At 68.3% G+C, this 13579-nt stretch carries 13 protein-coding genes; 6 read left to right on the top strand and 7 right to left on the bottom strand.

Annotated elements, in window-relative coordinates:
* Positions 1-11: 11 nt before the first annotated feature.
* From PGN37_RS17890 to PGN37_RS17870, 5 genes are read right to left on the bottom strand one after another with little or no spacing between them, the layout of a single operon-like run.
* A complete protein-coding gene (locus PGN37_RS17890) occupies positions 12-668 on the bottom strand; it encodes a response regulator transcription factor (RefSeq protein ID WP_335332345.1) in 657 nt (218 codons plus the stop codon).
* Positions 638-1717, bottom strand: a complete 1080-nt coding sequence (gene macS, locus PGN37_RS17885) for a MacS family sensor histidine kinase (protein ID WP_442932956.1) — start codon at positions 1715-1717, stop codon at positions 638-640. Before macS ends, PGN37_RS17890 begins: the two co-directional genes overlap by 31 nt.
* Before the next feature lie 38 nt (positions 1718-1755).
* Positions 1756-2508 carry an amino acid ABC transporter ATP-binding protein gene (locus PGN37_RS17880; RefSeq protein WP_335332388.1) on the bottom strand — a complete coding sequence of 251 codons (753 nt, stop codon included), beginning with the start codon at positions 2506-2508 and terminating at the stop codon, positions 1756-1758.
* A 23-nt stretch (positions 2509-2531) separates the two neighbouring features.
* Positions 2532-3449, bottom strand: coding sequence for an amino acid ABC transporter permease (locus tag PGN37_RS17875; protein ID WP_335332344.1), 918 nt, complete (start codon positions 3447-3449; stop codon positions 2532-2534).
* A gap of 16 nt (positions 3450-3465) precedes the next feature.
* Entirely contained in the window at positions 3466-4341 is an 876-nt protein-coding gene (locus tag PGN37_RS17870) for an ABC transporter substrate-binding protein (protein WP_442932958.1), read from the bottom strand.
* Between the two features lie 211 nt (positions 4342-4552).
* On the opposite strand from PGN37_RS17870, the gene PGN37_RS17865 reads away from it, so the two are divergent.
* From PGN37_RS17865 to PGN37_RS17840, 6 genes are all read left to right on the top strand, one after another.
* The gene (locus PGN37_RS17865; protein ID WP_335332342.1) at positions 4553-5146 is read left to right on the top strand and encodes an HdeD family acid-resistance protein; all 594 of its coding nucleotides are present in this window, start codon (positions 4553-4555) and stop codon (positions 5144-5146) included.
* Positions 5147-5209: 63 nt separating this feature from the next.
* On the top strand, positions 5210-6667 hold the full coding sequence (locus tag PGN37_RS17860) for a cytochrome ubiquinol oxidase subunit I (protein ID WP_335332341.1): 1458 nt from the start codon (positions 5210-5212) through the stop codon (positions 6665-6667).
* Between the two features lie 15 nt (positions 6668-6682).
* Positions 6683-7723: a cytochrome d ubiquinol oxidase subunit II gene (cydB, locus tag PGN37_RS17855; protein WP_335332340.1), complete on the top strand. Its 1041-nt coding sequence runs from the start codon at positions 6683-6685 to the stop codon at positions 7721-7723.
* 53 nt (positions 7724-7776) lie between these two features.
* Complete coding sequence (gene cydD, locus PGN37_RS17850) at positions 7777-9342, top strand: thiol reductant ABC exporter subunit CydD (RefSeq protein ID WP_335332387.1); 1566 nt, start codon at positions 7777-7779, stop codon at positions 9340-9342.
* Positions 9329-10786: an ATP-binding cassette domain-containing protein gene (locus PGN37_RS17845; RefSeq protein WP_335332339.1), complete on the top strand. Its 1458-nt coding sequence runs from the start codon at positions 9329-9331 to the stop codon at positions 10784-10786. Before cydD ends, PGN37_RS17845 begins: the two co-directional genes overlap by 14 nt.
* Entirely contained in the window at positions 10783-11286 is a 504-nt protein-coding gene (locus tag PGN37_RS17840; RefSeq protein ID WP_335332338.1) for a DUF4190 domain-containing protein, read from the top strand. The genes PGN37_RS17845 and PGN37_RS17840 overlap by 4 nt, the downstream gene beginning before the upstream one ends.
* Here the strand turns inward: PGN37_RS17840 and PGN37_RS17835 are convergent.
* Together PGN37_RS17835 and pyk are read right to left on the bottom strand one after the other, a co-directional pair.
* A complete protein-coding gene (locus tag PGN37_RS17835; protein WP_335332337.1) occupies positions 11276-12145 on the bottom strand; it encodes an acyl-CoA thioesterase II in 870 nt (289 codons plus the stop codon). The genes PGN37_RS17840 and PGN37_RS17835 overlap by 11 nt on opposite strands.
* A gap of 14 nt (positions 12146-12159) precedes the next feature.
* Positions 12160-13578: a pyruvate kinase gene (gene pyk, locus PGN37_RS17830; protein ID WP_335332336.1), complete on the bottom strand. Its 1419-nt coding sequence runs from the start codon at positions 13576-13578 to the stop codon at positions 12160-12162.
* Between the last annotated feature and the right edge of the window lies 1 nt (position 13579).

Here is a 13579-nt window from a genome sequence, read left to right as displayed (position 1 = left end):
GATGAGTACAACTACTCGTCGAGCCCGTGTTCGATCGCATAGCGCGCGAGTTCCACGCGATTGGCCACCTGCAACTTGCGGAATGTGGCCTGCACGTGGTTCTCGACGGTGCGGTGACTCAGCGACAGCGCGGTGGCGATCTGCTTGGCGGTCAACCCCTTGGCGACATAGCGCAGGATCTCGGTTTCCCGCTCGGTCAGGCTCGGCTGCGTGGGGCCCGGTTCGTCGCGGGCGATGCGTCGGTACTCCCCCAGCACCAGACCCGCGAGGCCCGGCGTGAACACCGCCCGCCCCTGCGCCGTTGCCGTCACCGCGTCGGCCAGATCCTGCTTCGACGCACTCTTGACGAGGTAGCCGGTGGCCCCGGCTTTGACGGCCTCCAGCACGTCGTCACGTTCGTCGGACGCCGAGAGCACCAGGATGCGCGAGGACGGTGACACTGCCAGCACCTGCGCTGTGGCCTGAGCGCCATCGCCGTCGGCGAGCCGCATGTCCATCACCACCACCGCGGGACGTACGACGGCGGCGCGGCGCGCCGCGGCCCCCACCCCGTCCGCCGTGGCGACCACGTCGAAACCGTCGTCGGCCAGGTCGCGCGCCACCGCATCGCGCCAGATCGGGTGGTCGTCGACGACCATCACCGTGATCGCGGTACCGTCAGCTCCCATTCGACCCCCATTTCCGGTCCGGTCTGCAATTCTGCGCGGCCGCCCAGCCAATTCAACCGTCCGACAATCGATTTCGCGATACCGATGCGGCCCTCCGCCACGGCTTCGGCGAGCCTTCCGTCACGAATTCCGACACCGTCGTCCCGCACGCTCACCGTCACCGCGTCGCCGAGGTCCTCCAGCAGAACATACGCGCGGGCACCATCGCCGGCGTGCGCCTCGACGTTGTCGAGCGCGTTGCCGACCGCGGCGCTGAGCTCGTCGGCGACCGCGGAGTCGAGCAGCACCGCGTGGGCGGGCACACTCACCGACACCCGATCGGTGGCTCTGCGTCGCAGCATCGCTGCGAGGTCGGCCTGCGCACCGACGACGGCGGCCTCGTCCCCCGTCACCACCAGGCGCCGCAGCGCACGTTCCTGCTCACCGGCCAGCTCGGCCAATTGCGTTGCCTCACCGCCGATCTCATGACCCCGACGAGCCACCAGCGCCAGCACCTGCAGGACGCCGTCGTGCACCTTGCGGGACAGCCGTTCGCGTTCGGAGACCGACGCGGACAATCGGGCGGCCCGTTCCAGTTCGGCGTGCGCGCGCCGCGCGGTCTGCGCGGCCATCCCGACCGCCAGACCCACCGCCAGCTCGATGACGATCGTGGCGTTGCGACTCACGTCGACGTTGACGTACCCCTTGAGCACCGCACTGAGCGACATCACGACCAGACCGGTCAGCATGCCGCCCACCGGACCGAACAGGATGGCGGCCGAGATCGTGGCGTTGGTGGCCCACAACGTCGTCGGCAGCGACTGGTTGTCGGCGATCCACGCATCGGAGGCGACCAGCTCGGTGCACATCACCAGCGCCACCACGACCGCCAACTCGGTCAGCACCCACACCGGGCGGCGGCCGAACCCCTGCAGATAGGCGACCGCACACACCACGCTCCAGCCGACCAGCGCCGCGAACACCACCCAGCCGCCGAGCGGACGGGCCAGCTCGTCATTGACCGCGAGGCCGAAACCCAGCGCGTACAGGCAGCTGAGCAGCCGGAACACCTGGGCAGCCCGCCACAGCGGGGTGACCGGGTCCGGCGCTACATCACCTTGGAGAGAAACGCTTTGGTCCGATCGTGTTGGGGATTGGCCATGATCGTGCGCGGGTCACCCCGCTCGACGACGACGCCGCCGTCCATGAAGGCCAGCTCGTCGGCGACCTCCCGCGCGAACCCCATCTCGTGCGTCACGACCACCATCGTCATGCCCTCGGACGCCAGAGTCTTCATCACGGTAAGGACCTCGCCCACCAGTTCGGGGTCCAGCGCCGAGGTGGGCTCGTCGAACAGCATCAGCTTCGGATCCATCGCCAGCGCGCGGGCGATCGCGACCCGTTGTTGCTGGCCGCCCGACAGCTGTGCCGGGTAGGCGCCGGCCTTGTCGGCCAACCCCACCCGGTCGAGCAATTCCTTGCCACGCTCGGCGGCCTTGGCCTTGTTCATGCCCTTGACCTGGATCGGCGCCTCGATGACGTTGCCCAGCGCCGTGCGGTGCGGGAAGAGGTTGAAGTGCTGGAACACCATGCCGACCTCACGGCGCTGCTTGGCGACGTCGCTGGGCTTCATCTCGTGCAGCTTGCCGCCGCGCTCGTGGTAGCCGACGATCTCGCCGTCGACGTAGAGCCGTCCCGCGGACACCGTCTCGAGGTGGTTGATGCAGCGCAGGAACGTCGACTTGCCGGACCCCGACGGCCCGACGAGAACGAGCACCTGCCCCTTCTGCACCTCGAGGGTGATGCCCTTGAGGACCTTGAGCGCGCCGAAGTCCTTGCACACCAGCTCGGCCTTCACCATCGGCCGGGCTTCCGCTGCTTGCGTCACATCCCACCTGTACTTGCCTGCGCCTTGGCCAGCGCCTCGAGTTGCTTGGTCGTCAGCTTGCGTGACGCGCCGCGGGAGAAGTACCGCTCCAGGTAGAACTGGCCGACCATCAGGATGCTCGTCACGACCAGGTACCAGAACGCGGCCACCATCAGCAGCGGCACGGGTTCGAAGGTACGCGCGGCGATCTCGCGAGCGGTGATCCCGAACAGGTCCAGCGTGAACGGCACGGCCGTCACCAGCGACGTCGTCTTCAGCATGCTGATGACCTCGTTGCCGGTGGGCGGGATGATGACGCGCATGGCCTGTGGGAGCACGGTGCGCCGCATCGCCAGGCCCCACGACATGCCCAGTGCTGTCGACGCCTCGAGCTGGCCCTCGGGAACGCTCGTGATGCCTGCGCGGATGATCTCGGCCATGTAGGCGGCCTCGTTGAGCGCCAGGCCCAGCGTGGCGAGCAGGAACGGGATCGACAGGCTCTGCAGATCGACCTGGAAGAACGACGGGCCGAACGGCACACCCAGCCGCACCTGCTGGTAGATCGTCGGGATCAGGCCCCAGAACACCAGCTGCACGTAGATCGGCGTGCCGCGGAAGACCCACAGGTACACCCACGCCACCCAGCGGAACACCGGGTTGGGCGAGAGCCGCATCACGGCCAGCAGCACGCCCAGGGCGATGGCCAGAACCATCGAGTACACGGTGAGCTGGAGGGTGTTGACCAGCCCGACCGTCAGCACCCGCTGGTCGAACAGATACTCGGCGAACACCGACCAGCGGTAGGCCGGGTTGGTGGCCGCCCCGTAGATGAACAGGCCGGCAAGGATGAGGATGACGGCCGCCGCCACCCACCGCCACGGGTGCTTCAGCGGTACCGCGTCGATGGCTTGCGGCGGCGCGCCGACATCACTCATCAGATTTCGCTTTCGCCTAGGAGACCGCGCCGTTGATCACGGGCTTGTCGATCAGGCCTGCTTCCAGGCCCCAGTTCCCGGCGATCTCCTTGTACTTGCCGTTCTCGATCAGATGCTCGAGAGCCTGCAGCAGCGACTGCGCCAGCGGCGAACCCTTGGCGACGGGCCACCCGTAGGGCGCCGAGTCGAAGGTCTCGCCGGCCTGCTCGAGCTTGCCGTTGGTCTGCTTGATCGCATACAGCGTGACCGGCGAGTCCGCCGACATCGCGTCGGCCTGGCCCAGCACCACCGCGTTGGTAGCCGCATCCTGGCCGTCGAACGGCACGATGCTGATCGCCGGCTTGCCCTCGTCGGTGCACTTCTTGCTCTTGGCCGGCAGCTCGTCGGTCTCCTGGACCGTGGTGGCCTGCACCGCCACCTTCTTGCCGCACGCGTTGTTCGGGTCGACGCCGGCGCCGGGCTTCTGCGCCCAGGCCGTGCCTGCCGAGAAGTAGGTGACGAAGTCGACCGACTGCTCACGCTCCTTGCTGTCGGTGAACGACGACATCCCGACGTTGAAGGTGCCCTGCTGAATCGACGGGATGATCTTGGCGAAGTCGGCTTCGCGGTACTCCGGGGTGAGCCCCAGCGTCCCGGCGATGGCGTTCATCAGGTCGACGTCGAAGCCGACGATCTTGCCGCTCTCGTCCTTGAACTCGTTCGGGGCGTAAGGGATGTTGACGCCGATGACGAGCTTGCCGGAGGACTTGATGGCCTCGGGCACCGTGTTGGCGATCTCCTCGACCTTCTCCGCCGGGGCTGCGCTCGACGTCGAGCTGCCGCCGCCGCCTCCACCGGAGTCGCCGCCGCTGGCACAGCCCGACAACGCCAGGGCACCCGTTGCGGCGAACATCGCCGCGACCCGCCAGATCTTCGTCCGGCGGTCTTGCTTTTCACGCAACACTGTTGCCTCTACTTTCTCTGCGGCATGTCCAGCCAAGGACGTTAACGACCGATGGCCCGGCGCGCAGCGCCGGTAACGGAACAGTAGTAGAGCTGTAACGCTGTAGCAGGGGAACGCGAGCTATCCCAAAACCCGACACCGCTTGTGCCACACTGCGCCCATGGAAACCCCTGCTCCCCCAAGCATGCTTGCGCATTTGTGGAAAACGGCGCTGATTTCGGGCGTCCTCGCGGTGGTTCTCGGCATCTGCGTTCTCGCGTGGCCGGCCATCACCATCGTCGTCGCGGCGATCTTCTTCGGCGCCTACTTGTTGATCTCGGGCATCTGGCAGGTCGTGTTCGCCTTCAGCCTGCACGTGTCGGCCGGCGGACGGGTGCTGCTGTTCGTCAGCGGGGCGGCAGCCCTGATCCTCGCGGTGCTGTGCTTCCGCAGCCTGCAGAACTCGATCCTGCTGCTGGCCATCTGGATCGGCATCGGCTTCATCTTCCGCGGCGTGGCCACGGCCGTCTCGGCGATCAGCGATCCGACGCTGCCGGGACGCGGCTGGGCGATCGTCATCGGCGTGATCAGCCTGATCGCCGGTGTGGTCATGCTCGCGTCGCCATTCGCCTCTCTGGCCACCCTGGCGATGGTGGTCGGCATCTGGTTGGTGGTCCTGGGCGTCTTCGAGGTCGCCTCGGCGATCGGACTACGCAAGGCTGTCGCGCACGGCCCTGAGCACACAGGCCCTCAGACCAAGGTCGAAAGTCCCTAGCCGGCAGATCCCACCTCGCTACTACACTGTGTCGTAGAGTGTGGGTGGACGAGGGAGTGGCGCATGGACGCATTGGACGTGTCGCGGTGGCAGTTCGGGATCACCACCGTCTACCACTTCATCTTCGTCCCGCTCACCATCGGTTTGGCGCCGCTGATCGCCGTCATGCAGACGGTCTGGCACGTCACCGGCAACACGGCCTGGTACCGGCTCACGAAGTTCTTCGGGAAGCTCTTCCTGATCAACTTCGCGATCGGCGTGGCCACCGGCATCGTCCAGGAGTTCCAGTTCGGCATGAACTGGAGCGAGTACTCGAAGTTCGTCGGTGACATCTTCGGCGCGCCACTGGCATTCGAAGGCCTCATCGCGTTCTTCTTCGAATCGACCTTCATCGGTCTGTGGATCTTCGGCTGGAGTCGCCTGCCCCGCGCGCTGCACCTCGCGTGCATCTGGATCGTCGCCTTCGGGGTGAACGCCTCGGCGTTCTTCATCATCGCCGCGAACTCGTTCATGCAGCATCCCGTCGGCGCCAAGTTCAACCCGGAGACCGGCCGTGCCGAGCTGACCGACTTCGTCGCACTGCTGACCAACAACACCGCGATTTGGGCGTTCCTGCACGCCGTCACCGGCGCGTTCCTGACCGCCGGCGCGTTCGTGGCGGGCGTCTCGGCCTGGTTGATGGTGCGCTCGAAGCGCACTGACGGCCCCGCCGACAGCATCGCGATGTACCGGCCCGCCGCGATGCTCGGCTCGGTCGTCGCGATCATCGCGGCCGGCGGCCTGTTCTTCACCGGCGACATCCAGGGCAAGCTGATGTTCGTTCAGCAGCCGATGAAGATGGCCTCGGCCGAATCGTTGTGCCACACCGAGACCGACCCCATGTTCTCGGTCCTCACCGTCGGCACGCACAACAACTGTGACAGCGTGACCCACCTCATCGAGGTGCCCTACGTGCTGCCGTTCCTCGCGGAGAGCAAGTTCAGCGGGGTGACGCTGCAGGGCGTGCAGGATCTGCAGGAGCAGTACCAGGAGAAGTTCGGGCCTGGCGACTACCGGCCCAATCTCTTCGTCACCTACTGGGCGTTCCGCGCGATGATCGGCCTCCTCGCGGTCCCCGTCGCGTTCGCGCTCGTGACGCTGTGGCTGACCCGGCGCGGACGCATTCCCGACCAGCGTTGGTATGGCCGCTTCGGCATCCTGACCATTCCGGCGCCGTTCCTGGCGAACTCGGCCGGCTGGGTGTTCACCGAGATGGGCCGCCAACCGTGGGTGGTGGTGCCCAACCCGACGGGCGATCAGATGGTGCGGATGACGGTGCAGGACGGCGTGTCCGGACATTCCGTGGGGTTGGTGTTGTTCTCCCTGGGCACCTTCACGCTGCTCTACGGCGCGCTGGCGGTGGTCTGGTTCTGGCTGATGCGCCGTTACGTCGTCGAGGGTCCCCAAGAACACGATTCGGAACCGGCCCCGCCCGCTCCGCCGAGTTCCGACGACGTCGCTCCCCTGTCGTTCGCCTACTGAGAGGACGCGAAAACCATGGGACTGCAAGAACTCTGGTTCCTCCTCATCGCGGCGCTGTTCCTCGGCTTCCTGGTCCTGGAAGGCTTCGACTTCGGCGTCGGCATGCTGATGATCCCGTTCGGGGCCGTCGGCCACGGCGATCGCGAAAAGCACCGCCGCGCCGCGCTGAACACCATCGGCCCGGTATGGGACGCCAACGAGGTCTGGTTGATCACCGCCGGCGCGGCGATGTTCGCGGCGTTCCCCGTCTGGTACGCGACGGTGTTCTCCTCGCTCTACCTGCCACTGCTGGCGATCCTGGTCGGCATGATCCTGCGCGTCGTCGGCATCGAATGGCGCGGCAAGATCGACGATCCCCGGTGGCGTGGCTGGGCCGACATCGGCATCGCCGCCGGGTCCTGGCTACCCGCCGTCCTCTGGGGTGTCGCGTTCGCCGTTCTGGTGCAAGGCCTCCCGATCGACGCCGACGGGCGTTCGCAGGCGACACTGACCGACGTCGTCAGTGCCTACACACTGCTCGGCGGGCTGGCGACCGCGTCGCTGTTCGCGTTCTACGGCGCGGTGTTCGTCGCGCTGAAGACCTCCGGCCCGGTGCGCGACGACGCCTTCCGCTTCGCCCGCATCCTGTCCGCCCCCGTGGTCGTGCTCGCCGGCGGCTTCGGGCTGTGGACGCAAGTGGCCCACGGTAAATCGTGGACCTGGTGGGCGTTGGCGGTCGCGGTGGTCGCCTTGCTCGGCGCTGTCGCGCTGATGTGGCGCGGTGAGCGCGAGGGCCGGGCATTCGTCGCGACGATGATCGTCGTCGCCGCAGTCGCGGTGCTGCTCTTCGGCTCGATGTACCCGAACCTGCTGCCCTCCACCCTGAATCCTGACTGGAGCGTGACCATCTACAACGGCTCATCGACGCCGTACACGCTGAAGATCATGAGCTGGGCGTCGCTGACGCTGCTCCCCCTCGTCATGGGATACCAGGCGTGGACGTACTGGGTGTTCCGGCAGCGCATCACGGCCGAGGCCATCCCGGCCTCCATCGGGTTGACGAGGCAGCGGTCCTGACGACGAATTCGCGCGCCCCGATCGATCCGCGGCTGTGGCGGGTCTCGGTGGCGATGCGCCGGTTCCTGGTCGCGACGACGGCGTGTGGAGTGGTGATCGCGGGCGCGACGATCGGATCGGCGGTGTTGCTCGCCGGTCTGGTCGCCCGGATCATCACCGACCCGGCGTCCCGGACGGTCGGGGCGCTGGCCGCCCCGATCGCACTGCTCGCCGCTCTCTGGTTCGTACGGGCCGTGACGCAGTGGCAGCAGGGAAGGCTGGCACAGCACGGCGCCAGCGAGGTCATCGCCGACCTGAGCGATGAGGTGCTGCGCACTGCGACTGCGCTGCCTCCGCGCGAGCTGGCGCACCGCCGCGACGATGCGGCTTCGGTGGTCACGCGTGGACTCGACGGCCTGCGCGTGTATTTCACCGCCTACCTGCCGTCGCTGTTCCTTGCGGCGATCCTGACCCCTGCCACCGTTGCCGTGATCGCGTTCGTGGACTGGCAGGCCGCGGCGATCGTGCTCGTCGCGCTGCCGCTGGTCCCAATCTTCATGATCCTCATCGGCCTGGCCACCGAGGACCGGTCGGCGGCGGCACTGGCTGCGATGACCACGCTGCAGGCCCGGCTTCTCGATCTTGTCGCGGGCCTGCCCACGCTGCGGGCGTTCGGTCGCGCCGAGGGGGCGACCACGAAAGTCGCGGAACTGGGTGCGGCGCATCGGCGTTCGGCGATGGCGACGATGCGGATCGCGTTCCTGTCCGCGCTTGTCCTCGAACTGCTGGCTACCCTCGGCGTGGCTCTGGTCGCGGTCAGCGTCGGCATGCGACTGGTCTACGGCCACATTCCGCTGGCCACCGCGCTGACCGCGCTACTGCTCGCCCCCGAGGTGTTCTGGCCGCTGCGCCGCGTCGGCGCTGCCTTCCACAGCGCGCAGGACGGAAAGACCGCGGTGCAGGCCGCGTTCGCGTTCCTCGACTCCACCCGGCCATCGACAGTCGGCTCTCGCGTCCTCTCCGGCGGCGCGGTCACCATCGCCGTTGACGTACCCGCAATGCTCGCCGAACCGGGCCGGATCACCGTCCTGACAGGACCCAACGGATGCGGCAAGTCGACACTGCTGCACGCCGTGCTCGGACTCGATGAGGCAACGGATAGCCACGTACGGATCAACGATGTCGACGTCGCCGATCTCGAACCCGCGTCGTGGTGGAGCCATGTCGCGTGGCTGGCACACCGCCCCGTCCTGATCCCCGGCACGGTACGCGAGAACCTCGAGCTCTTCGGGCCGCTGTCCGATCTCGAGCACGCCTGTCGTGCAGCGTGTTTCGACGACGTGCTGACCGATCTGCCCGACGGTCTGGACACCGTGGTCGGGCAGAACGGGGTGGGGTTGTCGCTGGGGCAGCGCCAGCGGCTGGGGCTGGCCCGCGCGCTGGGCTCGCCGGCGTCGGTGTTGCTGCTCGACGAGCCCACCGCGCATCTGGACGAGCCGACCGAACGCGCGGTGCTGGAGGCGATTCGTACCCGCGCCGCGGACGGCGCGACAGTCGTCGTGGTCGGGCATCGCGATGCGGTGCTCGCCATCGGCGACACCGTCGTCGACATGGGGGTGCCGGCACATGTGGGTGTATGACCTGTTGCGGCCGCGACTGCCGCGCCTGCTGCTCGCGATCACTTTCGGCGTGCTCTCGCTCGGCAGTGCGCTCGCGCTGGCCGGGGTGTCGGCGTGGTTGATCACCCGCGCGTGGCAGATGCCCCCCGTGCTCGACCTGACGATCGCCGTCGTCGCCGTACGCGCGTTCGGCATCTCCCGCGGGGTGTTCGGTTACTGCGAGCGACTGGCCTCCCATGACACCGCGCTGCGGGCCGCCGCCTCGGCCCGCGAGCGCCTCTTCGCGCGGTTGGCTGCCGCCCCGGACGACGACGTGACCCGAAGTCATAGCGGCGATCTCGTCGCCCGAGTCGGTGCCGGTGTCGACGATGTGGCCGACGTGCTGGTGCGCGCCGTCGTGCCGATGTGCGTCGCCGGCGTCCTCGGGATCGCCGCCGTGGTGACCGTGGGACTGACCTCCCCGATCGCCGCAGCGGTGCTCGCCGCCAGCCTCGTACTTGCCGGCGTGGTTGCTCCGGCCGTAGCCGCGCGCGCCACACGGGACACTGAAACTGTTGTTGCGCAGCATCATTCAGGCCGCGACACCGCAGCGCTCCTCGCACTGGAGCATGCTGCCGAATTGCGGGTCGCCGGCCGGCTGGCCGGCGTCCTCGCTGACGCCGGTGATCAGCAGCGACGCTGGGGCCACGCGATCGACCGGGCGGCCGCACCAGCAGCGGTCGCCGCGGCGGCCCCGGCCGCCGCCACCGGCATCAGCGTGCTCGGGGCTCTGGTCGCAGGACTCGCCCTGGCGGACACCGTCGCTCCGACGACGTTGGCCGTCCTGATGCTGCTGCCGCTCTCGGCGTTCGAGGCGGCAGCGGCCCTACCCGCCGCCGCAGTCGCGCTGACCCGAGCGCGCGTCGCCGCCCGCCGCCTGAGGGCACTCACCGAACCGGGCGATACCGCGCGCCGCCGCCCCGACGTCGCCCCCCTGCACCTCGAACACGGAGACCGCATCGCCGTCGTCGGGCCGAGCGGCTGCGGCAAGACGACCCTGTTGATGCGCTCTGCCGGCACGTTCTTCGCCGAGGACGCCCACCTTTTCGCCACCACGGTGCGCGACAACCTGTTGGTGGCTCGCGGCGACGCGACCGACGCGGAACTGACCGAGGCGCTCACCCGGGTCGGACTCGGGCCCTGGCTCACCGGCCTGCCCGACGGCTTGTCCACGGTGCTCGTCGGAGGCGCGGCCGCGGTGTCGGCCGGGCAGCGCCGACGACTACTGCTGGCGCGCGCGTTGATTTGCGCCGCGCCGACCGTGCTGCTCGACGAGCCCACCGAGCATCTGGATAGCTCCGACGCCGCGACGCTGCTGTCCGACATCCTCGCCCCGTCAGGCATGTTCGGCGCCGAACGCACCGTCGTCGTCGCCACGCATCATCTGCCGGAATCGCTGAACGTCCGGGTAATCTCACCGGCATGAGCGACGCACCTCCCCCTCCGCCGCCGCCGTCGTACGGGCCACCCCCCTACGGACCGCCGCCGCAGTACGGGGGCTACGGCGGTTACGGGGGTTATCCCGGCGGCCCGCCGCCCGCGTCGGCTCCGAAGAACGGATTGGGCACCACCGCACTGATTCTCGCGATCATCGGCGTGGTGCTGTGCTGGTCGATCGCGGGCGGCATCGTGTTGGGACTGAGCGCAGTCATCATCGGATTCATCGCCCGCGGCAGGGTCAAGCGCGGTGAAGCGACCAACGGCGGTGTCGCGATCGCCGGCATCGTGCTCGGTGCGGTCTCCATCATCGCCGCACTGGTGTTCATCCCGATCTACATCGGGCTCTTCGATCAGGTCGGCGGAACCGACTACGTGGACTGCCTGAGCCGCGCCGGCAGCGACAATTCGGCCGTCGAGCAGTGCGCCGAGGACTTCCAGCGGCGCGTCGAAGACCAGTTCTCGGTGACGGTGACGCCTACCCGGTAGTCCGCGACGGGAAGTACTTCACGATCCCCTCCTGCACGACTGTGGCCAGCAGCTGCCCCGACCGGTCGAAGAAGTGCCCGGAGCCCAGGCCGCGCGATTCCGCGGCCACCGGCGAGGTGGTGGAGTACAGCACCCAGTCGTCGAAGTGCACCGGCCGGTGGAACCACACCGAATGGTTGGTCGTGACGGCGAAGATGCGGTCGTGGCCCCAGGACAACCCGTGGGTGGTGATGATCGAATCCAGCACCGTGGTGTCCGATGAGTAGACCAGCGCCGCAGCGTGCAGGACAGGATCGTCGGGCATGGCGCCGCGGGCGGTCATCCAGACGCGGTTGTGCGGCAGCCGATCACCCTTGTCCCGCATGATCCAGGCCGGGTCGTTGGTGTAGCGCCACTCGATCGGCCGCAGCGCGTTGGCGAAGTGCGGGACGACCTCCTCGTAGCCGCCGAGCAGCTCGTCGATCGGGGGGACGTCCAGCGGTTCGGCCACCTCGGGCGCCGTCACCCCGTGCTCGAGTCCCTTGCCGCCGGCCAGGTAGGACACCAGCGCGGTGGTCAGAAGCGCTCCGTCCTGCATGACGTCGACCCGCCGGTTGGCGAAGCGCCGCTCGTCACGCAGGCGCACCACGTGGAACTCGAGATCCTTGTCGGGATCGCCGCCGGCGATGAAGTGCACCGACAGCGTGCTCGGCGGCACGGGATGGGACAGGGTGCGGCCCGCCGCGACGAACGCCTGGGCCATCATCTGCCCGCCGAACGTGCGGACCGGGTTCTTGCTCGGGTGACGTCCGCGGAACGAGTCGTCGCCGACCCTCGTCAGGTCGAGTACTGCCAGCAGTTCATCGAAGTCTGCTGACACGCAACCCCCAGGGTCTAGACGTCGTCCTCGCCGATGCGGTGGACGTGAATGAGATTCGTCGACCCTACTGTGCCGGGAGGCGCACCCGCGACGATGACCACCAGATCACCGCGCTTGTAGCGGCCCAGCTCGAGCATCGACTTGTCCACCTGCCGGATCATGCCGTCCGTGGTCTGGATGTGCGGCACGATGAACGTCTCGGTGCCCCAGGTCAACGCGAGCTGGCTGCGCACCTCGGGCAGCGCGGTGAACGCCAGCACCGGCAGCGGGGTGTGCAGACGGGCCAGCCGGCGCACGGTGTCACCGGACTGGGTGAACGCGACGAGCGCCTTGGCGTCCAGGCGCTCCCCGATATCGCGGGCGGCGTAGGAGATCACGCCGCGCTTGGTGCGTGGGACGTGGGTCAGCGGCGGCGCGGCCACCGAGTTCTCCTCCACCGCGGAGATGATGCGGGCCATGGTGCGCACCGTCTCGAACGGGAACTTGCCGACCGACGTCTCGCCCGAGAGCATCACGGCGTCGGCACCGTCGAGCACCGCGTTGGCGACGTCGGAAGCCTCGGCCCGGGTGGGCCGGGAGTTCTCGATCATCGATTCCAGCATCTGCGTGGCCACGATGACGGGCTTGGCGTTCTCCCGCGCCATCTGGATGGCGCGCTTCTGCACCAGCGGCACCTCTTCGAGTGGCAGCTCGACACCCAGATCGCCGCGGGCGACCATGATCGCGTCGAACGCGAGCACGATGGCCTCGAGGTTGTCGATCGCCTCCGGCTTCTCCAGCTTCGCGATGACCGGGACACGCCGGCCGACCCGGTCCATCACCTCGTGGACGAGTTCGACGTCGGCCGGCGAGCGCACGAACGACAGCGCGACCAGGTCGACACCCAGGCGCAGGGCGAACTCCAGATCTTCGATGTCCTTTTCCGACAGCGGCGGCGCGGAGACGTTCATCCCCGGCAGCGACATCCCCTTGTTGTTGCTGACCTTGCCGCCCTCGGTGACCGTGCAGACCACGTCGTTGCCGTCGATGTGCTCGACCACCAGACCCACGTTGCCGTCGTCGACCAGCACCCGGTTCCCCGGTGCGGCGTCCTGGGCCAGCCGCTTGTAGGTCGTCGACACCCGGTCGTGGGTGCCTTCGCAGTCCTCGACGGTGATGCGCACCGTCTCGCCGTTCTCCCACACCGTCGGGCCGTCGGCGAACCGACCGAGGCGGATCTTGGGGCCCTGCAGGTCGGCGAGGATGCCGACCGCGTGCCCGGTGCTGTCCGAGGCCGCCCGGACACGCTTGTAGTTGGCTTCGTGATCCGGGTAGTCACCGTGGCTGAAGTTCAGCCGGGCGACGTCCATTCCCGCCTCGACGAGCTTGCGGATCGCGTCCTCCGTTGCGGTGGCCGGACCCAGCGTACAGACGATTTTTCCGCGTCTACTCACG

The sequence above is a fragment of the Mycobacterium kyogaense genome (genome assembly GCF_036946525.1).
In the GTDB taxonomy this organism is placed as follows: domain Bacteria; phylum Actinomycetota; class Actinomycetes; order Mycobacteriales; family Mycobacteriaceae; genus Mycobacterium; species Mycobacterium kyogaense_A.
Note: the sequence above shows the minus strand (reverse complement) of the source record. Positions and strands in the feature narration are given on the sequence as shown.